The organism is Pseudomonas pichavaramensis, from assembly GCF_050473265.1.
Taxonomy (GTDB): domain Bacteria; phylum Pseudomonadota; class Gammaproteobacteria; order Pseudomonadales; family Pseudomonadaceae; genus Aquipseudomonas.
Genome location: NZ_JBJKFJ010000011.1, coordinates 1 through 20,484, shown reverse-complemented (window position 1 = coordinate 20,484; position 20,484 = coordinate 1). Strand labels below are relative to the sequence as shown.

The 20,484-nt window shown below is 59.1% G+C and carries 16 protein-coding genes, 1 pseudogene and 1 riboswitch; of the genes and pseudogenes, 8 read left to right on the top strand and 9 right to left on the bottom strand.

Translation table 11 applies throughout. The features are described from left to right. Window positions 1-73: 73 nt before the first annotated feature. The gene (cobW, locus tag ACJRW5_RS17820; RefSeq protein WP_484571827.1) at window positions 74-1,123 is read right to left on the bottom strand and encodes a cobalamin biosynthesis protein CobW; all 1,050 of its coding nucleotides are present in this window, start codon (window positions 1,121-1,123) and stop codon (window positions 74-76) included. A 95-nt stretch (window positions 1,124-1,218) separates the two neighbouring features. Continuing rightward, a riboswitch (cobalamin riboswitch) is annotated at window positions 1,219-1,414 on the bottom strand. A gap of 87 nt (window positions 1,415-1,501) precedes the next feature. Here cobW and ACJRW5_RS17815 point away from each other — a divergent pair. Together ACJRW5_RS17815 and cobM are read left to right on the top strand one after the other, a co-directional pair. After that, a complete protein-coding gene (locus ACJRW5_RS17815) occupies window positions 1,502-1,939 on the top strand; it encodes a cobalamin biosynthesis protein (protein ID WP_484571826.1) in 438 nt (145 codons plus the stop codon). Continuing rightward, window positions 1,936-2,697, top strand: a complete 762-nt coding sequence (gene cobM / locus ACJRW5_RS17810; protein ID WP_484571825.1) for a precorrin-4 C(11)-methyltransferase — start codon at window positions 1,936-1,938, stop codon at window positions 2,695-2,697. Before ACJRW5_RS17815 ends, cobM begins: the two co-directional genes overlap by 4 nt. A 225-nt stretch (window positions 2,698-2,922) precedes the next feature. Here the strand turns inward: cobM and ACJRW5_RS17805 are convergent, their stop codons facing one another. Next, window positions 2,923-3,153: a hypothetical protein gene (locus ACJRW5_RS17805; RefSeq protein ID WP_484571824.1), complete on the bottom strand. Its 231-nt coding sequence runs from the start codon at window positions 3,151-3,153 to the stop codon at window positions 2,923-2,925. A gap of 188 nt (window positions 3,154-3,341) precedes the next feature. Between ACJRW5_RS17805 and ACJRW5_RS17800 the strand changes: the two genes are divergently transcribed. Then, on the top strand, window positions 3,342-3,581 hold the full coding sequence (locus tag ACJRW5_RS17800; RefSeq protein WP_484571823.1) for a ParD-like family protein: 240 nt from the start codon (window positions 3,342-3,344) through the stop codon (window positions 3,579-3,581). Beyond that, complete coding sequence (gene map / locus ACJRW5_RS17795) at window positions 3,551-4,324, top strand: type I methionyl aminopeptidase (protein ID WP_484571822.1); 774 nt, start codon at window positions 3,551-3,553, stop codon at window positions 4,322-4,324. Before ACJRW5_RS17800 ends, map begins: the two co-directional genes overlap by 31 nt. On the opposite strand, the gene ACJRW5_RS17790 is transcribed toward map, so the two are convergent. From ACJRW5_RS17790 to ACJRW5_RS17770, 5 genes are read right to left on the bottom strand one after another with little or no spacing between them, the layout of a single operon-like run. Continuing rightward, entirely contained in the window at window positions 4,305-5,099 is a 795-nt protein-coding gene (locus ACJRW5_RS17790) for an ABC transporter ATP-binding protein (RefSeq protein ID WP_484571821.1), read from the bottom strand. The genes map and ACJRW5_RS17790 overlap by 20 nt on opposite strands. Further along, window positions 5,096-6,169, bottom strand: a complete 1,074-nt coding sequence (locus ACJRW5_RS17785; RefSeq protein WP_484571820.1) for a FecCD family ABC transporter permease — start codon at window positions 6,167-6,169, stop codon at window positions 5,096-5,098. Before ACJRW5_RS17785 ends, ACJRW5_RS17790 begins: the two co-directional genes overlap by 4 nt. Beyond that, on the bottom strand, window positions 6,166-7,269 hold the full coding sequence (locus ACJRW5_RS17780) for an ABC transporter substrate-binding protein (RefSeq protein WP_484571819.1): 1,104 nt from the start codon (window positions 7,267-7,269) through the stop codon (window positions 6,166-6,168). The genes ACJRW5_RS17785 and ACJRW5_RS17780 overlap by 4 nt, the downstream gene beginning before the upstream one ends. Window positions 7,270-7,289: 20 nt before the next feature. After that, on the bottom strand, window positions 7,290-7,970 hold the full coding sequence (locus ACJRW5_RS17775; RefSeq protein WP_484571818.1) for a Fe2+-dependent dioxygenase: 681 nt from the start codon (window positions 7,968-7,970) through the stop codon (window positions 7,290-7,292). Beyond that, complete coding sequence (locus tag ACJRW5_RS17770) at window positions 7,970-10,315, bottom strand: TonB-dependent receptor (RefSeq protein ID WP_484571817.1); 2,346 nt, start codon at window positions 10,313-10,315, stop codon at window positions 7,970-7,972. Before ACJRW5_RS17770 ends, ACJRW5_RS17775 begins: the two co-directional genes overlap by 1 nt. A gap of 177 nt (window positions 10,316-10,492) precedes the next feature. On the opposite strand from ACJRW5_RS17770, the gene ACJRW5_RS17765 reads away from it, so the two are divergent. The 4 genes and pseudogenes from ACJRW5_RS17765 (at window position 10,493) to ACJRW5_RS17750 (ending at window position 14,956) form a co-directional block, all read left to right on the top strand. Next, a complete protein-coding gene (locus tag ACJRW5_RS17765; protein ID WP_484571816.1) occupies window positions 10,493-11,215 on the top strand; it encodes a response regulator in 723 nt (240 codons plus the stop codon). Next, complete coding sequence (locus ACJRW5_RS17760) at window positions 11,212-12,705, top strand: ATP-binding protein (RefSeq protein ID WP_484571815.1); 1,494 nt, start codon at window positions 11,212-11,214, stop codon at window positions 12,703-12,705. The genes ACJRW5_RS17765 and ACJRW5_RS17760 overlap by 4 nt, the downstream gene beginning before the upstream one ends. A 271-nt stretch (window positions 12,706-12,976) precedes the next feature. Beyond that, window positions 12,977-13,174: pseudogene (locus ACJRW5_RS17755) on the top strand (DNA topoisomerase III); the annotation flags it as partial. A 186-nt stretch (window positions 13,175-13,360) separates the two neighbouring features. Then, window positions 13,361-14,956: a hypothetical protein gene (locus ACJRW5_RS17750; protein WP_484571814.1), complete on the top strand. Its 1,596-nt coding sequence runs from the start codon at window positions 13,361-13,363 to the stop codon at window positions 14,954-14,956. 821 nt (window positions 14,957-15,777) lie between these two features. On the opposite strand, the gene ACJRW5_RS17745 is transcribed toward ACJRW5_RS17750, so the two are convergent. Together ACJRW5_RS17745 and ACJRW5_RS17740 are read right to left on the bottom strand one after the other, a co-directional pair. After that, the gene (locus tag ACJRW5_RS17745) at window positions 15,778-16,665 is read right to left on the bottom strand and encodes a DUF2971 domain-containing protein (RefSeq protein ID WP_484571813.1); all 888 of its coding nucleotides are present in this window, start codon (window positions 16,663-16,665) and stop codon (window positions 15,778-15,780) included. A 269-nt stretch (window positions 16,666-16,934) separates the two neighbouring features. After that, window positions 16,935-20,484, bottom strand: a 3,550-nt coding sequence (locus ACJRW5_RS17740; RefSeq protein ID WP_484571812.1) for an NACHT domain-containing protein, incomplete at its 5' end; no start/stop codon positions are given.

Here is a 20,484-nt window from a genome sequence, read left to right as displayed (position 1 = left end):
TCGTTTTGTGGGAGGGGCTTTAGCCGCGACTATCAACAAACCCGCTCGCGGCTGAAGCCCCTCCCACAATCACTCAGGCCAGCGCCGCTTGCAGCTCGGCCTGAATCGCCTCGCGGTCGAGCTGCTGGCCGATCACTACCAGACGACTGATGCGCGGCTCGTCGGCCTGCCAGGCGCGGTCGAAGTGACGGTCGAAGCGCTGGCCTACACCCTGCACCAGCAGGCGCATGGGTTTGCCGGGAATCGCCGCGAAGCCTTTCACCCGGAGGATGCCGTACTTGGCCACCACCGCTTTCAGTGCAGCGAGCAGGCGCGCCTCCTCTGTTTCCGGTAGTTCCACGTGGAACGAGTCGAATTCCTCGTGATCGTGGTCTTCGTCTTCATCGTCGTGGTGAGTGCGGCGGCTGTCGATATGCAGCTCGGTTTCGCTGTTCAGGCCCAGCAGCACATCCAGCGGCAGCTCGCCGCCGTGCGCCTCGATCACCTTGACCGCCGGCGGCAGCTCCTCGGCGACTTCCGCGCGCACCGCCGCCAGGGCTTCGGTGTCGAGCAGGTCGGCCTTGTTGAGGATCACCAGGTCGGCGCTGGCCAGCTGGTCGGCGAACAGCTCGTGCAGCGGCGATTCATGGTCGAGGTTGGGGTCGAGCTTGCGCTGCTCGTCGACCTGATCAGGGAAGGCGGCGAAGGTGCCGGCAATCACCGCCGGGCTGTCGACCACGGTGATCACCGCGTCGACGGTGCAGGCGTTACGGATTTCCGGCCAGTTGAAGGCCTGTACCAACGGCTTGGGCAGCGCCAGGCCACTGGTCTCGATGAGGATGTGGTCGAGGTCGCCACGGCGCGCCACCAGCTCGCGCATCACCGGGAAGAACTCTTCCTGCACGGTGCAGCACAGGCAGCCGTTGGCCAGTTCGAAGACGCGGCCGTTGGCTTCTTCCTCACTGCAACCGATGGAGCACTGCTTGAGGATATCGCCGTCGATACCCAGCTCGCCGAACTCGTTGACGATCACCGCGATGCGGCGGCCGCCGGCATTGGCCAGCAGGTGACGCAGCAGGGTGGTTTTACCGGCACCGAGAAAACCGGTGATGATAGTGACAGGCAGTTTGGCGAGGGTTTGCATGAAAGGCCCCGTGGCGACGATGAGTTCGGCGAACGGGGCGCACGCAGACAGGCACGCCTGAGCGTGCTGGCCGCTGCGGAACACCCCGTCCGAGCAAATGGCGGTTGATCGAGGCAGGTCTCCTGGCTCAGGGTCTGCACTGATGTGCGCCCTTCACCTTCCCGCCATTGGCAGTGGTATATCGAAGGGTTTAAGACCGTTCACAGTTGCGGGGGCAGCCAGGGCATCGACCCTGTTCCCTCTTAGCTTGGCCGCAACCGGCGGCCAAGAACCTCGAAACGGTGAAGGCTACGCAGCCCGGCTGGGCCGGTCAATCGCGGTTGACCGCCGGCAAGGGGCCATGATGAGCTACTGCCCTGCCCCAGACGAATCTGCCTCATGATGCCCAGCCCCGCCGAGCACACCACACGCCCCGCCTGCGCCCTTGTCGCCGGCCTGGGTTGCCGCCGCGGCTGCAGCCTGGACGAGCTGCACAGCCTGCTCGAGCACAGCCTGCAGCAACAGGGGCAGACTGTGGATAACCTCGCGGCGCTGGCCAGCATCAGCCATAAACAGGAAGAAGCCGGCCTGCAGCAGCTCGCCGCGCGTCTTGGCTTGCCCATCACCTGGCTCAGTCCGGAGCAGTTGGCACCCTACCAGACGACGCCAGGCAGCGCGCTGACCCTGGCCGCCACCGGCAGCCCGGCCGTCGCCGAACCCTGCGCCTTGGCCCTGGCTGCGCGCCTGGGCAACAACGCCCGCCTGCTGGCCGACAGAACCCGTAGCGCCAGCGCCACCTGCGCGCTGGCGCAGTTTGACCGAGAACCCCGTGCATGACCGTTTACTTCATTGGCGCCGGCCCCGGCGACCCCGAGCTGATTACCGTCAAGGGCCAGCGCCTTATCCACAGCTGCCCGGTGATTCTCTACGCCGGCTCGCTGGTGCCCGAGGCCGTGCTGCAGGGCCACCGTGCCGAGCAGGTGGTCAACACCGCCGAGCTGAACCTGGGCGAGATCATCACACTGCTGCGCCAGGCCCATGAACGCGGCCAGGACGTGGCCCGCGTGCATTCCGGTGACCCCTCGCTGTATGGCGCCATCGGCGAGCAGATTCGCGAGCTGCGCGCGCTCGGCATTCCCTTCGAGATCATCCCCGGCGTCACCGCCACCGCCGCCTGCGCCGCGCTGCTGGAAGCCGAGCTGACCCTGCCCGGCATCGCCCAGACGGTGATCCTCACCCGCTACGGCACCACCTCGCCGATGCCCGAGGGTGAACAACTGCACGACCTGGCCCGCCACCGCGCGACCATGGCCATCCACCTCGGCGTACGCCAGTTGCGGGCCATCGTCAGCGAACTGCTGCCGCACTACGGCGCTGACTGCCCCATAGCGGTTATCCACAAAGCGAGCTGGCCGGACCAGGATTGGGTGCTGGGTACTCTGAGCGACATCGAAGGCAAAGTCGCCAACAAGGGCTTTCGTCGCACCGCGCTGATCCTTGTCGGACGCGTATTGGACCCCGACCACTTTGCAGAGTCGGCACTGTACAACGCCACACATCGCCATCTCTATCGGCCAGGCAGCGACCGAGACTGAGCAGCGTTTGTCGAAAAACTGTACAAAGCGCTGAAACCCTTGATACAAATGGCTTTCAGATGATTATCCACAGGATAGAAAAGAAGTTACCCCAAAGCTTTGTGGATAATGCTCAAAAGAGGATCAGTTTTTGTACAACTGGCTTGAGATCACTGACTACAACGGTTTCAGCCAGGTATCACGAGGATATCCACAGGATGATCCACGCCAATTGTTAGCAACTGCTCAAAGCTGAACTTCCAACCGCTTGATGCCAAGCGCCCGCAACTCCACCACCAATTCATCAAGGCAGGCAAAGCTCTCGACCTGCTCCGCCGCATCCACTAGAAAAAAGCTGCGTCCGGCATCTTTCTTGAAGAAGACGATCCATTCGGCAGTATTGGCCGGATTGGCCATGATCTGGGTGTCGAACGTGATCCCCTCAGCCGTTCTGCGTTTTACATCCGCGCGCTTCATCGTCTCTCCTGTTTCAACATGACTCCAATTTTCCGACCACTCGAGTGCATCTGCCTGCGAATGGCACCTGCATTTTAAAGGATGGTGCGATGCAGACGCTTGGTCAGCATTGCCAGACGCAATCGGTGGATGGCAATTGCTGATCGTTTCTATATGATTCATATACGAAACGTATAGAGGCAAGCATCGTGGGGATCGTCAATATCGATGACCAACTGCATGATCAGATTCGCCGCGCGAGCGCCGTGTCGAGTCGCTCCATCAATGCCCAGGCGGGTTTCTGGATTCGCATCGGCATGCTCTGCGAAATGAATCCGACATTGAGCTTCAACGAAGTCATGGCTGCCGAGCTGCGTGCGGCCGGCGTCGCGGTGCCAGTCAACGCCGAGGCCCTGGCATGCCCAAGAGTGCGCAGGAAATCGCCCTGATGGCCGAGTCCGGCCGCCTGCTGGCCTCCGTATTCACTTACCTCGATGGCCTGGACCTGCTCGGCAGGTCGACACTCGAGGTCAATGCCCTTGTGGATAACTACATCGTCCACACGCTCGGAGCCCGCCCTGCGAGCAAGGGCCAGTACGGGTTTGCCTTTGCCATGAACACCTCGCGCAACGAAGTGGTGTGCCACGGCGTGCCCAGTGCTGACGACGTTCTGCGCGATGGCGATCTGGTGAACTTCGACATCACCCTGGAGAAAAACGGCTATATCGCCGATTCGAGCAAGACCTATCTGCTTGGCGCGGTTCCAGAAGCCGGGCGTAAGCTGGTCGACGTGACCTATGAAGCGATGTGCAAAGGTATCGCGGCCGTGCGCCCTGGCGCTCGCCTGGGCGATATAGGGCATGCCATCGAAAGGCACGCACGAACCCACGGTTATTCAGTGGTCAGAGAATACTGCGGCCATGGCATCGGCCGGGAAATGCACGAACCGCCCGAGGTCCTGCACTGGGGCAGAGCCAACACCGGGCTGACGCTGCGTGAAGGCATGACCTTCACCATCGAACCCATGCTCAATCAGGGCAAGGCGGATGTCCGCACCCTGCGCGACGGCTGGACGGTGGTCACTCGCGATGGCCGGTTATCGGCGCAGTTCGAGCACACCGTGGCGGTTACCGCCACTGGGGTGCAGGTGCTGACACTGCGCCAGGAGGAGACTAACCGGCTACCGCGCTGACGGCTTGTCGAGCGCCACTGATGGCCCGATCCACCAGCACCTGCAAGCGACCGCGCGAGCAGCGCTCGACGCGCGCCTCGACGCCGTACACCTCGGCCAGCAGCGCTGGCGTGAGGATCGCCTCGGGCGTGCCGCTGGCATATACCCGCCCGCCGTGCAGCACCACCATCACGTCCGCGCAGGCCGCGGCCAGATTGATGTCGTGCAGCACCGCCACCGCCAGCAGGTGATGCTCGCGCACCAGGTCACGGACGCAGTCCATCACCCGCAGCTGGTAATGCAGATCGAGCGCACTGGTCGGCTCATCGAGCAGCAGCACCTGGGGCTTGCGTGCGATCAGCTGGGCCAGTGAAACCAGTTGCCGCTGGCCACCGGACAGACCATCCAGCGAGTGCTCGGCCAGATGCTCGATGCCGATCCGCGCCAGCGCCTCGAAGGCCGAGCGCAGCACATCGCTCTCGTTGCCCACGCGCAAGGCGGCAATCACGCTTTCCAGCACACCGAGGGCGATGCCGGGGGGCAATTGCTGCGGCATGTAGGCCAGCAGCCGCGCGCGCTCGGCGGCGCTCAGCCGGGTCAGGTCACGGCCATTCAGGCTCAGCTCGCCCTGCATCCGCTCCAGCCCGGCCAAGGCGCGCAGCAGGGTCGATTTGCCAGCGCCGTTGGGGCCGACCAGCGCCACCAGGCCGCCAGGCGGTAAATCGGGCAGTGAAAGACCGTGAAGGATCTGCCGGCGACCGTAGGCCACCGCAATGTTGTCGGCCTTGAGACTCACAGGCGCCTCCCGCGGCGGAATACCAGCACGACGAATACCGGCACGCCGACCAGCGCAGTGACGATGCCCACCGGCACGATCACACCCGGCAGGATCAGTTTGCTGGCGATAGATGACAGCGACAGCAGCAAGGCACCGACCAGCGCGCTGGCCGGCAGCAGGAAGCGTTGATCCTCACCGACCAGCAGCCGCGCCATGTGCGGACCGACCAGGCCGACGAAACCGATGGTGCCGACGAAGGCCACCGCGGTCGCCGCCAGCAAGCTGATGCGCAGCAGCGAGGCGTAGCGCAAGCGGCGCACGTCGACGCCGAAGCTGCGTGCGCGGTCCTCGCCCATGCGCAGCAGGGTCATGCCTGGCGCCGCACGCAGAGAAAACGGCAGCAGCACGGCAAGCACCGCGGCGAGAATGCCGAGCTTTTCCCAGTTGGCTCGCGCCAGACTGCCGAGCGTCCAGAACACCAGTTGCTGCAACACGTCTTCAGTGGCCAGCAGTTGCAGCAGCGACACCAGCGCATTGCAGCTGAACACCAGAGCGATGCCGAACAGCACCAGGCTTTCCACACCGGCACCGCGCAGGCGTGACATGGCCTGCAACAGCAGCACCGACAGGCAGGCGAAGACGAACGCCGCCACCGTCACCTGGCCGCTCGGACTGAGCCAGTCGATGGCCAGCGGATAAGCGATGGCCAGCGAGGCGCCGAGCGCGGCCGCCGAGGACACCCCCAGCGTGAAGGGGCTGGCCAGCGGATTATCGAGGATCGCCTGCATCTCGGCGCCAGCCAGCGCCAGCGCAGCACCCACCAGCACCGCCATCAAGGCATAGGGCAGGCGCACGTTCCAGATGATCACCCGTTCGGTGGGGCTCAACGCGCCAGGGTCGAGAACGCCAGCCAGCAACTGGCCCAGCCCCATGCCCGAGGCACCGCTGGCCAGATCGGTCAGCACACTGAAGACCAAGAGGGCCAGCAACAGCCCCACCAATACGCAACGCCGCAGCAACAGCCGGCGGTAACTCAGCGCTGCCGCCTCCAGCGCGGGCGCGGCGGTGCTTTGCAGATAGGCACTCACGGCGTTGCATCGATCCAGTAGTGGCCATCCAGGCCAACAGCCAGGAAGCGGTTGATCTCGGCCTGGGTCGCCTGCGGGTCGAGGTCGGCGAAGCGCTCGGGGTGAATCCAGCGCGCCATGTTCTCGATCGCCAGGATGTTGAACGGCGAGTTGTAGAAGTCATGCCACAGACCATGGGCCTGACCGTTCTGGATCGGCCGCAACGGCGCGAACTCCGGGCGCGCGGTGATCTTCGCCAGACTGTCGCGGGCGGTCTTCTCGTCTACGCCAGCACCGAGCAACACGCCAGGGTTACGGTTGCCGGTAGCGATGTAGACATCCGGATCGGCGGTCAGCACGTATTCCACGCTGACATCGCCAAGCGCCCCGGGCACCACGCCAGCGGCGATGTTGCGCCCACCGACCGCCTCCACCACGCCGCCCAGGCCGCTCTTGCCGGTAGTGTGACCCGGCGCCTGCCAGACACCGGCAAGCAGTTCGAGGAACACCTTGGGTCGCTGCTCCTCGGGCAGGCCGACAAGCGCATCGGTGATGCGCGCCAGGTGACGGTCATAGAAGCTCAGATATTCCTGTGCCTCATGCTCGCGACCGAGCAGTTTGCCCAAGGCCTCCAGACTGACGCGGGTGTTCTTGATCGGGTGCACGCGAAAATCGATGAACAGCACGGGAATGCCCGCCGCAGCCAGCAGATCGGCCACCGGGCTGTGCTGGGTCGGGCCTTCGCCGGCGATGCTGAACACGGCCAGATCGGGCTTGAGGGCCAGAATCTGCTCGGCGCTGACGCTCTGCTCCGAGGCCTGACCGATCAGCGGCAGGTCAGCGATGGCCGGGTACTGCTCGGCATACACCTCATAGGTATGCGGATCGAGCAGGCGCATGTCGTTCTGCCAACCGACCACGCGCTTGAATGGTGCTTCGCGGTCGAGCAGGGCCAGGGCGAAGAACAGCCGGCCTTCGCCGAGCACCACGCGCTTGGGTTCGGCCGGCACCTCGACCTTGCGGCCGAGCACGTCGGTGACTTCCACGGCATGGGCGGAGCCGGCCAGAGCCAGCAGCAACAGAGGCAGCGCGCAGACGCGCCGCAGCAGGGAAATGTTCACGCAGGTGACCTCGAGTGGATTCAGGTGTCGCTCCAACGGCGGAGCAGGTTGTGATAGACGCCGGTGAGTTCCAGCAGTGATTGATCGTCGGCGCCCTGGGCTGTGAGGCGCTGGATGGCCACATCCATGTCCAGCAGCATCTGCCGCTGGCTGTCCTCGCGCACCAGGCTCTCGATCCAGAAAAACGCTGCCAGGCGCTCGCCGCGTGTGACCGCCTCGACACGATGCAGGCTGCTGCCGGGATAGAGCACCAGGTGCCCGGCCGCCAGCTTCACGCGCTGCTCGCCGAAGGTGTCGCGGACCACCAGTTCACCGCCGTCGTAGCTGGCAGGGTCAGCCAGGAACAGGGTCGCCGACAGGTCGGTGCGCACCCGCTCGCGCACGCCCTTGATGCCGCGAATGGCGTTGTCGACGTGGAAGCCGAACGCCTCGCCACCGCCGTAACGATTGAACAGCGGCGGGTAGATGCGCTTGGGCAGCGCAGCGGACATGAACAACGCGTTGTCCGACAGGCGCCGCAGGATCAGCTCACCGAGCTGGCGGGCCAGTGGATTTTCCTCGTCCAGCTGGCGGTTGCTCTTGACCTGCGCCGACTGCACGCCAGCAGTGGCCTTGCCGTCGACCCAAGGTTGCGCCAGCAATTGCCGGCGCACCTGGTCCAGTTCCTCGGCGCTGAGCAGCCCTTCGATTTCGATCAGCATCAGAAGCTGTAATCCACACTGGCGGTGACGGTACGTCCGGCGCCTGGCACGCCATACAGCTGGAAGCCATCGAGCGAGGCGCCGATGCGGCTGTAGTAGTACTTGTTGAACAGGTTGTCGACGTTGAGGTTGACCGTGGTGCTGGCATCCACCCGGTAACGCGCGGCGACGCTGTGCAACCAGTAACCTGGCGCCTTCTCATGGTCACGGGTGTAGATGGGGAACACGCCACCGGGGCCGTCGGCGTAGCTGCTGTTGTTGTTCAGGCCACCGACGTATTTGTTGTCGCTGTAGCGACGACGCCCCACGTAGTTGGCGCCATAGCTCAGGCTGAGGTCATTGCTGAGGTCGTAGGTGGTCCACAGGTTGGCGGTCAGATCGGGAACGTTCTTCGCCTCCTCGCCCTTGTTGGTGCCCTTGGTCTGGCGGCTCTTCATCGCCGCGAAGCCAGCGTAGGCGCTCCACTTCGAGGTCAGCTCGCCCTGCAGACCCAGCTCGATGCCGTCGACGCGCTTGGCCGGCAGCGCACGTACCGGCGTGGCCTCGCCTTCACTGTACTCCCAGCTGTTTTCCAGTTCGGTGCGGAAGATCGCGGCGGTCAGGCCCAGACGCTTGCCCAGCAGTTCCCACTTGGTGCCCAGCTCGTAGGTGCTGGCCTTGGCTGGCTCGTAGCTCGCCGTGCTGGCCGCGCCGTAGACCTGATTATTGGTGGTGGCACCGATGGCCGAAGGCTGCGCCGACTGGCTATAGGACAGGTAGATGCTGCCGTTGTGCACGGGCTTGAACACCAGCCCGGCACGACCGCCAAAGGTGTCGTCACGACGATTGGTTTCGTTGCCGCCATTCTCGGTGCTGACCTTCCAGCGGTCATAACGCAACGACAGCAGCAGCTGCCATTGCGGGCTGAAGGTCAGGGTATCGGAGACGTACAGGCCGGCGTTCTTCACCTCGGTGGCCGGGTCGCCGTAGCCCTTGCGCGCATAGGTAGAGGTGAAGTGATAGGCCGGGTCGGTCATGTCGAAGAACATCGTGCCGTCCGGCACTTTCATGCTCTTGTGCAGGCCGGCGTAGGTTTCCTTGTACAGCTCAACGCCGGTCACCGCCTGGTGGCCGATACTGCCGGTGGCGAAGGCGAAGCTCAGGTCGGTCTGGTTGTCGATGATCGAATAGCGCTTGGACTGGCCGAAGTCGCTGCCGCGCAGGTAGCCATAGCGCGTATCGCTACTGTTGGCGTAGTCGGTGTAGGAATTGACGCCATTGACCGAGCTGACCGGACCGACGCCGACATAGCCAAGGCTGGCGCAGCGTGTGCCGGTGCAGGTGCGGCTGCCATCGGCGTTGGCGGCGACGAAGCGCGCCGGCGACAGCACCGCCCAGTTGTCGGTCTGCTGCCAGCGCAACTGGTTACGCAGCATGGTGCTGTCATCGAGGTCATACTCGAACAGGCCGGTCAGCGAGCGCGTTTCGGTCTGCTGGGTGTACAGGCTCGAGTCGCCGTACCAGGCGTCGCGCGATACCCCGGGCATACGCTTGCCGTTGCTGCCACGCTGGATCGGCACACCGCCGTCCGGGGTGTTCTCGTCCTTCTGGTAGAAGGCATCGAGCCAGAAACGGGTGTCGCTGCCCAGGCCGAAGCCGAAGGAGGTGGCCAGGCCCCAACGGTCGTAGTCGACTTCGTCACGCTCGGCCACGGCATTGCCGTGCTTCATCAGGTTGATGCGCACCGCACTGGTATCGTTGATTTCGCGGTTGATGTCCGCAGTCAGGCGCTTGTAGTTGTCGCTGCCGATGCCTGCCGACAGCTTGCCGTCATCGCCGAGGTGGGCGCGCTTGCTGACCAGGTTGACGCTGCCGCCGATGGCCGAGACGCCGGATTCCACCGAGCCGGTCCCCTTGTAGACCTCGGCCTGCTCCAGGTTGAAGGTGTCGGTGCGGCTGGACATACCGGAATCACGTACCCCGTCGACGGTCAGGCTCTGCTCCGAGGAAAAACCGCGAATGGAGAACAGATCGCCCCAGCCCAGATTGCCCTCGCCGGACATGAAGGTGATGCCAGGCACGTTGCGCAGCACGTCCTGCAGGCTCTGCGCATTCTGTTCCTCGAGCACCTCACGTGGCACCACGTTGATGCTCTGAGGGGCATCGAGCAGCGGCACGGCGATCTTCGCCGAGGAAGCGCGGTCAGCCTTGTATGGCACGTTCTGGCCGGTCACCTGGGTGGCCGACAGTTCGACCGCTGCGTCGTCGGCCAGCGTCGGCAAAGCGCAGGCGCCCAGCATCAGGCCAAATGCCGGGGCCAGGGTTCTGGACAGACTCGAGGGCGCAGCGGGGAGCACTTGGGACATCAAGATTCCTTAAATACAATCAGTCGCATTTGTATTCGGCGAATACTATCGACAGTCCCTTCTCCCCCTGTCCGGCAGATGTATCGATGGCGACATGAACACGCCAGCCACAACATTCCATTACATTTTTCCCGCGGGGCCGGTGTAAGGTGCCCGTCCCACCCACAGGTGATACCCATGTCCCGACCGAATCACATTCTCATCGTCGATGACGACCCCGAGATTCGTCAGTTGCTGTCCACCTACCTGAGCGATGCCGGTTACCAGACCTACGTTGCCAGTCAGGGCGTGGAGATGCGCAAACGCCTCGAGGAACACCTGATCGATCTGGTCGTGCTGGACCTGATGCTGCCTGGCGAGGACGGCCTCTCGCTGTGCCGCGAACTGCGTGTGCGCAGCAATGTGCCGGTGATCATGCTCACCGCGCGTGGCACCCTGGTCGACCGCATCGTCGGCCTGGAAATGGGCGCCGACGACTACCTGGGCAAGCCCTTCGATCCGCGCGAGCTGCTGGCACGGATCAAGGTGGTGCTGCGCCGCACACAAAGCTTCCCGGACCGGGCGCGCCTCGATGAGGCCACCATCCTGCGTTTCGCCGACTGGCGTCTGGACACTGCCACGCGACAATTGCGCTCACCCGCCGGAATGGTGATCAGCCTGGGCAATTCCGACTACCGCGTGCTCCGCCTGCTGTTGCAGCACCCCAACCGCCCGCTGAGCCGCGACTTCCTGCTCGGCCACGCCTTCGACAAGGAACGCGCACCGTTCGACCGCAGCATCGACGTGTGCATCAGCCGTCTGCGCCAGCATCTGGAAGACAACCCACGCGTTCCCAAGCTGATTCGCACCGTGCGCAACGAAGGCTATGCGCTGACCGTCGAGCAGGTGCAACAGGGGTGAAGCGCTTCTGGCCCGACTCGCTGTCCGGTCGCCTGGTGCTGATCCTGGTGACCGGCCTGCTCGCTGCGCAGATCCTCACCAGCAGCATCTGGTACGAAGTGCGCCATGGCCAGGTGCTGGAGATCCCCACGCGCCTGCTGGCCACACGACTGGCCGACCTGATTCTGCTCGACCGGCGCAACCCGGATCAGGCGCTGGAGCTGATCAGTGCCCTGCAAACCGATGACTTTCGTCTGCTCGAACATCCCCCGAGCTTACCGGTGCTGGACAAGGTCGATCGCAATCGTGAAACGCTGCTGCGTGAAGTGGTCGAGCAACGCACTGGCGAACGCCCCAGGTTGCGCCTGCTGAGCCTCGAGGTACTCGATCAGGACGGCCACCCGGCCAGTCTGCCGGTGCTGTTCGGCACCGGCCTGGCCAGCGGTCGCTTCCTGGTGGAGCTGCAGTTGGCCAGCGGCCCGCAACTCTACCTGCAGGCCACCGAGGAACAAGGCTGGACGAACACCCCGCCGCTGTCGCTGCTGCTCGACTACCTGACCCGCATCTACCTGCTACGCATCGTCGTCGTCGTGCTCATCGCCCTGTTTGCCGTACGCCTGGTGCTGCGCCCGCTGCAGCGCATGACCGCAGCGGCGGAAACGCTCGGCCAGGACATCCACCGCCCGCCGTTACCAGTCGACGGCCCGCGCGAGGTGCGCCAGGCGGCGCAGGCGTTCAATGTCATGCAGCGCCGCCTGATCGACAGCATCGCCGAGCGCACGCGCTTCTTCGCCGCTGTTTCGCATGATCTGCGCACGCCGATCACACGCCTGCGCCTGCGTGCCGAAATGCTCGCCGACGAAACCACCCGTCAGCGCTTTCGCGACGACCTGCAACGCATGGAGGAAATGGTCTCGGCCAGCCTCGACTTCCTGCGCAGCGGCGAGTTGGACGATGCTCGCGAGCAGGTGGATATCGACGCCCTGCTGCAGGGCCTGCAGGCGGACTTCGATGATCTCGGCGCCGATGTGACGGTCCATGGCAGCACGCGTCCCATGGTGGCGCATGCCAGTGGCCTGCACCGCTGCCTGCAGAACCTGCTGGAGAATGCCGTGCGGCATGCCGGCGGCCCCATCGAAATTCAGCTCGAAGATCGCGATGAGCAGGTGCGTATCGGCATCGCCGACCGCGGACCGGGTATCGAAGAAACGCTGCTGGAACGTGTCATGGAACCGTTCTACCGCGGGGATGAAGCTCGTGGCGAAGGCACTGCCGGCTATGGCCTGGGGCTGAGCATCGCCCGGCAGATCGCCAGCGCCCATGGCGGCAGCCTGACGCTCACCGCACGCCCCGGCGGTGGCCTGCTGGCCACGCTGGCACTGCTGATATTCAGGAATGAAGTCGGTTCTACTGTCCCCCCAAGACAGCGCGGCCTCCAGCCTTATGGGGAAAAATCCAAAGTCGGTTCGATCCCTGGTTTTTCCACGAAATGCTTTAACGTCTGGGAATAAAGTCGGTTAGAGGGGCCTAGCAAGTGGATATCTCCTGCAACCCACTATGAAATTGCCCTGACTTGACCACCTGTTTGCACAGTCTGACACCAAGCGTCGGAAGGAATTTTCCAGCTTCGCGCTGAGGCATGCAGGGGTAGCACGACAGCTCTAGGGTGGGCTTTATAGGCTTTTATAGTCAATTATAGAGTGATTATAGAATCCGCTTTGGAGAGCCTGATTCACACCCGCTTGCGGCTCTGGATTCAACTGACCACCAGCGTCAGCTTCCGGACAAAGGCAGCCAGTACAGGTGGTGTTCTTCGGCTATGCAAGCAGCTCACAGATTACCTGCCTGCAGCTGATGGCAAAGAAAATAGCCGTGGCACAGAGCACGTCGGGAGACGTATCGGAATCAGGACTCGACTCGTTGAACCAGGGCGGTGACTCGGTTGAGATGGCCTTGGCCAGACAACTCATTGCGGCGTAAACCAAGGCCACCTTCGGTGGCCTTGTACTTTGAACACTGTCGCTGCTCCAACGACTTCTGTGTTTGGGCCTAACGTACAAAACCTCATCAACGATGGCTATTTGCCAGATCCTCAATGTCCTTCTAGATTTCTACAGTCCGTCCTCGTGTTCTTCTTTTTTCATTAAGTTACTCAGGGAGCATCATATGCCGGGACTAACTCTATCTAAAACCGTTGCCACACTGCTGGCCTGCACTACAACTCTTGGATGCGTGAAGCCTGCTACCACACCTAGACCTGCCGAGTTCATTATTGAACCGGTGTATTGGTCTGACAGCGAAAGAGACGAACTCAAGAACAACGAATACTACGTATCCCTAAAAAGTATTTCAGAAAAAACAGTCATATCATCAAATCAGTGCATAGACCAAGGACTACTCGATTACTTTAGAAAAATTCTTTATAAAAATGCAACAGAGGTCTTTGCAATTATCACCTTCGAAAACTCAGGCCTATCCGAAATTAAGGCCCCGATATATAGCTTCGCTATAGACGAGACAAAGCAAGCCAATGAAGCTAACAAATGCCATAGCTATACGTATTCCGCTTCACTTTCCCCATGGAATGTGGCAACTCCTAACGCCACTCAAACAATAAAACTAGAATTCGGGCATAAGAAGAAATTTGACTTCAAAGCATCTGAAAATCTAAGCTCTCTCTCAGAAGGGATGAAAATACTATCAATTGGAACTAACGGCTTCATGGTGAAACAACTTGCAAGCCAAGGCTTTAAGAATGTTTCAGAAAGCCTTCGCAAAAGTGTGGAAGACAACGTAAGCATCTCAACACAAGACACCAAAATAGAACAATTAAGCGTTATTCCTGGAAAAGGCAACATTAAAGCCTTAAGAATCAAGCTACCCCAAGTAAACAATGCTGCCACCGGTTCTAGTCTCGACTCAGAAAAATATGCATCCTTTACAATCGGGCTAGAAACAATGAAATCACATTTCATAGCCAACGACACTCCAACACCATACTACAAAGTGATTTCTACACAGCTTGCCAGAACAGAAATACCTGACCATGGAACCTTGCTAGAACTTCTAAGAAAGGGTATCGAAGGTGTAACACCAAGCAACCTAGAGAACATCAGCACTTTCAAACAGGCCGAATTAGCATGTAAAAATTTAGAGCAGGGATTAGGCAAGGCATTTACAAACACAGATGTTACTATTGCAAAATACTCTATACTAAATAGCTTCGCCCCACAGACCCTAACAAATCCGAAATTTGCTAATGAGATATGCATAAACGCCAGCGATAGAAAAACACTAGAAAAATACCCTAACTACTTCCCGCTACAAGACCCGACCCGGATGAATGATGAACGCCGCGATAAAGATGTGACAAGAATTATAGGTCCAGTCCTTCAAGCTATAAAGTCAGGTGACGAAAAATCTATACGTTCTTTCCTCTCCAATGAAAACAAAGCACTCCGCACTCGAGATCTTAGCGGGATAAATTGGGGAAATGAAAGCTTAGACATGAGCATCAAAGATCCGGTCAGCAGACTCGCCAAATTCGGCAAGGGAATTTCTTATGGTTGCTATCAGGCATCACCAATCGCGTCTCTTGCGCAAATTGGCACAGTACTAAATATTAGAGGCCAGCGTCTCGGGGCTATTCTGTACTTTGGTCCAAATGGCGAATTCGAACAAATTACTCTGGACTCAATTGAAGAAATACGCAATATGGGAGCCCTCGGAGAAGACTATGCTAGCGCTGAATGCAATATTTAACAAACCAGAAGCCCCTCAAAAAATAGCCTTTTCGAAGGTCAGCTTCGATAAATATTCGATTTTAAAACAGATCTCTCACAAACACAGAGGTCTCTCAAAGTCTCCTGACTTTTATTATAGAACAGTAAATATACCAACAAGAACTAGTGCAAACACTTCATCTTTCATTTTTTCGTCTTCGATACGGTTTGCGCTCAGAAGCCAGTTGTGTAGCACATATCGTTGACTCAACGGTCCGTCCTGCATAGGTAGCAACCAAGAACTCGACTAACTCATCCTTGCCCGGTACCCAATTAAACGTCACTTGTGCTTAGCTTGAGCTAGGTTTTGTGCAAAAAGCACTGCCACATATAACGCACTGTTGTCAGCTTTATAGGAATTTATAGTCAATCATAGAGTGATTATAGAATTTGCTTTGGATAGCCTGATTCACACCCGCTTGCGGCTCTGGATTTAACTGACCACCAGCGTCTGCCTCCGGCTAACTCTGTGGAGAGCGTCGGCCTCTGAGAGAGCTGCTGTTCGGCAGCTCAACAATCGCTCGACTTTGCCGTTTCCACGTAAAAACCAAGAAAGATACGACTTCTGAGCGAGCCAGGTTCCAACGTCACTAACGCTCTTTCGTCGGCAAAAATCGCGGCGAGACTGTTTTAGACAGAATCGGCCTGTAGCGAGCGTTTAGCAAAGAATCGGTCCCCTTTTCCGAGTTCGTCATGCCGTGGAAAACATGCCCCGGTCATCGTTGGATGGTCTTATCTAACCCACTCCCCCCGGCACTTCCTTGCCAATTCGGCCAGTGGGTTTAGGTGGTGCTACTGGGCTTATGCCCTTAGCTCAGCGAGCGGCATCATCGGATGACTGGCAAGAACCCATCTGGCCATTTCTCCCAACGGTCCAGGCTCATCAATAAACATAAGAGCAGTTCTCGGAGAGACCACTGGCGTTCCCACCAGTGGCCCCTTGAATTTGATCGGTTCCCGCATGAATCCGTACTCCCAGTTACCAACTGCTGCATGGCAGAGAGCTATATTCGTATCTTTCACCAAATTCCAAATTTCCTTCTGATTATCTACATTCATTCTTCCACCCAAAATCACCCCGGAAATCGCCTCTATTGGCACATCCATGGCATAAATTGGGTGGCCTGAAGCAGCAGTGCCTCCTGTTTCTTTGCAGTCAGCGAGAGCGCGAATTAACCTAACCTCTCGTTCGTAACTCCAGACATTCGACTTCACACACAAGTCCGCAAGGGGGATGGTGCAATCGTAAAAGTCTTTTAAGTCATAGACCGGACGACGCGTCTGATATTTGACAGGAATTGGCCCTGTAAAGAACTCGTGACTTTCATCGAATTCTACGACTGCCCCGGCATATTCGTCAGCGTAGTGTGCCCACATGAGAAGGCTTTCGTGATTCTTGCTTAAACACAAAATACCAACTTTGTCGTTTAAGGAAGCGACGATTTTTCTTGCTTGGAAGTCTCCTTGGATTGCCTCGATAGAGACCTTGCGCTTTCGATCAAGACCCGTCCTACGGGGGCTATACATACAAAAACGGAAACTCCTCTCAACGTCCTCCAGTTCGGTTGAAACCAGGAACTGCGGAAGCAACTCAAATGGATCATTGAACGCACCAGGCTGAGTAAAACGAATACTTCCTTTCAAAATTCTTACCGCTGTTCCTGCTGTTACATATTTATAAAGCGCCATTATTACTCCTTGATCCTACAATGCACCGAGCACAAACCAATAACCCCATAACCAATTGTCACGCCACTCAGGCGGCTAGGGTTGGCTTAACGGGAACAGCAGGCGCAATAGCCCAGAAAACGAAAAGGGGACATGAACGAAAAGGGGACAGATTCCAACCGCCTGCAATTGGTCGCGTTCTGCCGGTTCTGAATCGCCTATAATGGGTCGAGAGTCGACGATCATGAAGGGCCGAACGTACCTGTCACAGTCAGCCATTTGGTTTCCGGCTAAGAACGCACCAGATCAAGCACGAAAATGACGACACGCCCTTCTCGAGCTGATTTGCTTTCGGTAATGAGCATCTCCCGCAATTCGTCCGCTGTTTGAGGTGCTTTCGTACCTCGCCCTGGGTTTTTAAGACGCTTGCTCGCTTGTTGCTGATTGCCAAACCAGAGGACGAGATAGATGCCGCGATCCTCTGCCTGCCAATCTCGCGTGTAGAGTGCATCTAGCTGCATATCTGCGCCTCGCCAGAGTTCCGAATGCCACTGCCCCTTGACTTCGATCGGCATTCGAATTCCCCCCGCCGAACAGGCAATATCAACTTCTTTATCTGCAGCGACATGCGCTTCGGGATCAAACGTGATCCCTTTCGTCCCCTGACGAAGCAGCCCTAGCAGATGATCACGGCAGCGCTCCTCCGCGAAGGGCACACGATTGTCGTCATAGAAGCCGCGCCAGGATTCGGCATCGTCGCTCTTGATCTTAGCCTGGACGATCGCGAGTTCTTCGAGCACCAAAGCCTGCAGATCGGTGGCTGAAACGGGCAGGAGATTACGGGTAATTGCATTGATCGCTTCGAGAGTGGGAGGAGCGTAAGCCGCTTCGACACGGATGCGCGCTTGCTCGGCGATCACAATCTTGACCGATTCGGAATAATCGTCGGCCGGCGCGGTCCTCAAGCGCATCAACGCAGTGGCCGCGCCTTCACTGGAGTCGTTGCCCAGCCGACGAATCAGATAAACGATATGGTCACTTGCATTCCAAGGGTTGGTATCGCCCCCAGAAGGGCCGCTGGGACGCTCCACCATTGGCCAGAGTGGGCGGAAGGTCGTGATGATCCATTCAAGCTGTGCGGGGCTAAGGGCAATATTGGCACCGTCGTCGAAACGTCCACCTGTGCGATGCCGCAAGTGCCAGAATAGCTCGGGCTCGATCGGGGACACCTCAAGCCGCGCCACAGTCTGCTCAAAGTCGACGATAAGACCAATCGCATCCCAATTTCGCCGTCGCTCATCGTCAGCCAGCCCTACGTGATCAGCGGCGGCGCGGCGTAACGCCTCGAATCGTCCTGAGCGGATAAGCCGATCGATCAGTTCTGTTTCCGGCCCGACCGGAATATCTGGAAAACGCTCTAACCATTCTGCAGCCAGCTCGGCAGCCAACTCAGCATGAGCCTCGTCTCGTACAAGTGCATAGAGGCCGTCTACTGATTCACGCCGAGCCTGAAGTTGAGGTTCATGGTAGAACCGCATCGCCTCCCCCCAGATGCCGCGACCCTGGATAGCGGCCTCGATCGCCTCTCTGAGGCCGACAACTCCAGCATGACCGTCGATACTGGTACGGCGCAGCTCGAAGAACCCCGCCATCAGGCGCTCATCAGCAAGGTCGTCGAACCCTATACCCTTCCGAAAACGCTCGGCGAGTGCGGCAACGATAATGTAGCTAGCCTCGTAGTACTTGCCTTGTGCAAGGCTTTCTGCAATGTCCTGCGCAGTGGGCGTAGGTGGATCGAGCACCAGAAACGCTTCGAACCCCACATGCGCGACGTCGCCGATATCGTCACCAAGCCATTGAGAGATTCGCTTATGGGCAGGCAGATCTTCTCCAATATCGTTGAAGAGGTTGAGATAGGCTTTAGCGGGGGCAATGATTGTTTCGTATTCACCTAAACGCATTTGGTCGATACAAGCCACATATTGCTTTCGGTGTTCTGCGTGCGCTGCAGCTTGCTTTGCTCGGCGAATGCGTTCGTTTTCAGCCTGCTTGATCTCCCATTCGGGTAAAACCGGCGTGGCAAGCTTGTCTATCCACTCCAATAGTTCGGGGCTGTGTGCTGCGAAGGGCTTGGCGGCCGCACGAACCTCTACCCCTATTTCTTTGCCATGTGGAGTAAGTTGAACCAAATCGCGCCAGCGTTCATCGCTGTGATTAAGAGGATCAAGCGTTTCAAGTAAGGTGAGGACGTCGGCGGCTGTCGGCGAAAAACCAGATGACCGCTGGCGCAACCGCCATGCTAGTTGCCAGGGACTCTTATCGCTGGGCAGTTCGAGCAGTACGTGACGCTGTATGGCCTGGCGAAAGCTATCGTCATTACGGATGAGGGCATCTAGCTGCTGACGAGATTCGCGCTGATACCCAACGCTGGTATCAAATGGTTCAATCCAAGACCAAAGCTTTTCGGCAGTAACGCCACCGGCTGCCACGCCACGCACGATCAGGTGATATGCGAAATCCGTTACGACTTCATTCCCGGGGCGTTCGTACGGTTTGCCGAGCGTTTTTACCACTACGGCTAAGCGATCAAGTACACCTCCGATCCTAGGGGCAGGAAGGTGTCTTTCCAGGCCCATCAACACGCCAATCGTACGACCGTCATTTAGAGCGTGAGCAATCACTAGGTCGACGATCAGATCGTCGTCGATCCCTTCATAGCCAATGTCCTCAGCCAAGTCGATGGCCAGTCGAGTCGAGAGCTGATCGTCATAACTGTGCAGCGTACGGAGGATGGCCGGCCAATCATCCTCGCCATTTTGCTCGGCAAGCGCCTCACCTGCTGCTCTCCGGCTCGCGAAAACCGCCTGAGGGTCGAGAATAATCCTCCTTAAATCTCCTGCTAACTCTGTAGCAATCTTCTGTCCCTTAATCGCTTCGAGCACAAGGAGGCGTAGGTTGAACGGTGTTTTAGGAACGTTGATCAGTCGCCGTATGTCTTCGATTAGCTCGGGCTGTGTGATTCCACCCACAGAATATGGTCCCCAATCACGAAAACGAGGACTGTTTTCTGCCAGTCGCTCCAGCGCCGCAAGAAGCGAACGAGCATGTTCAACCGTTAGATCGTCGGCATCACCATACTCGATCAAGCCCATTGGATCAGCGGCTATCACCGCTTGGGCAAGAGCCGGATCACGAGCAAGCCACGCATGAATGCCACGTAGACTTGCCGGCACGAGTCCATGGCTGTGGAACATTGATAAGAGACGCCTGCGTTTAGGCGGGGTATCAGCCTGCTTCGCAAGCCATCGAGCCCCCAGATATTCGCCGACACGGCGATGCAGATAGCCGAAGCGATCGGCACCATCGGCTTTAAACAGCCGTGTGCCAAGCATGGCATCTATGGACTCTCCCTCAGAGAGTCGGGAAATATCGGCTAGCTGCACCTCGCCTTCAGCGTCGTTCGCTGCGGACGTTCGGACGATGGCTTCGCTGCCAGTAAGAATCAAGCCAGCAAAAGCAGCGCCTGCGGCATCAAGCCCTGTCTCCCGTGCGAGCTGACCGTCGGCCTTGGCATCTCGATGCTCGACTCGCAAAACTTCGATTGCTCGCTCGAAGAGCTCGCTACGTGTCTCAGGCAGGTTTCCCGATCCGGCAACACGGGCGATGAGTTCGAGAGTCTGCGGATTGCCAAGTAGTCCGTTGAGCCCGCGTGCGTTGAAATGCCCGACCACCGCCTTGGCGGTCTCGCCCCCAAGCGAGGCGCTTAGGAAGGTTGCCGCGTCATCATCATTAAAGGGCTCAAGATGCAGCTCAAGAGGTTCCTCTGGATACTGCTCGCGA

Bases quoted from the DNA above. Each gene is read 5' to 3' on its own strand.
- cobW (WP_484571827.1), bottom strand. From the start codon at position 1,123: ATGCAAACCCTCGCCAAACTGCCTGTCACTATCATCACCGGTTTTCTC.
- ACJRW5_RS17815 (WP_484571826.1), top strand. From the start codon at position 1,502: ATGATGCCCAGCCCCGCCGAGCACACCACACGCCCCGCCTGCGCCCTT.
- cobM (WP_484571825.1), top strand. From the start codon at position 1,936: ATGACCGTTTACTTCATTGGCGCCGGCCCCGGCGACCCCGAGCTGATT.
- ACJRW5_RS17805 (WP_484571824.1), bottom strand. From the start codon at position 3,153: ATGAAGCGCGCGGATGTAAAACGCAGAACGGCTGAGGGGATCACGTTC.
- map (WP_484571822.1), top strand. From the start codon at position 3,551: ATGCCCAAGAGTGCGCAGGAAATCGCCCTGATGGCCGAGTCCGGCCGC.
- ACJRW5_RS17775 (WP_484571818.1), bottom strand. From the start codon at position 7,970: ATGCTGATCGAAATCGAAGGGCTGCTCAGCGCCGAGGAACTGGACCAG.
- ACJRW5_RS17770 (WP_484571817.1), bottom strand. From the start codon at position 10,315: ATGTCCCAAGTGCTCCCCGCTGCGCCCTCGAGTCTGTCCAGAACCCTG.
- ACJRW5_RS17765 (WP_484571816.1), top strand. From the start codon at position 10,493: ATGTCCCGACCGAATCACATTCTCATCGTCGATGACGACCCCGAGATT.
- ACJRW5_RS17750 (WP_484571814.1), top strand. From the start codon at position 13,361: ATGCCGGGACTAACTCTATCTAAAACCGTTGCCACACTGCTGGCCTGC.
- ACJRW5_RS17745 (WP_484571813.1), bottom strand. From the start codon at position 16,665: ATGGCGCTTTATAAATATGTAACAGCAGGAACAGCGGTAAGAATTTTG.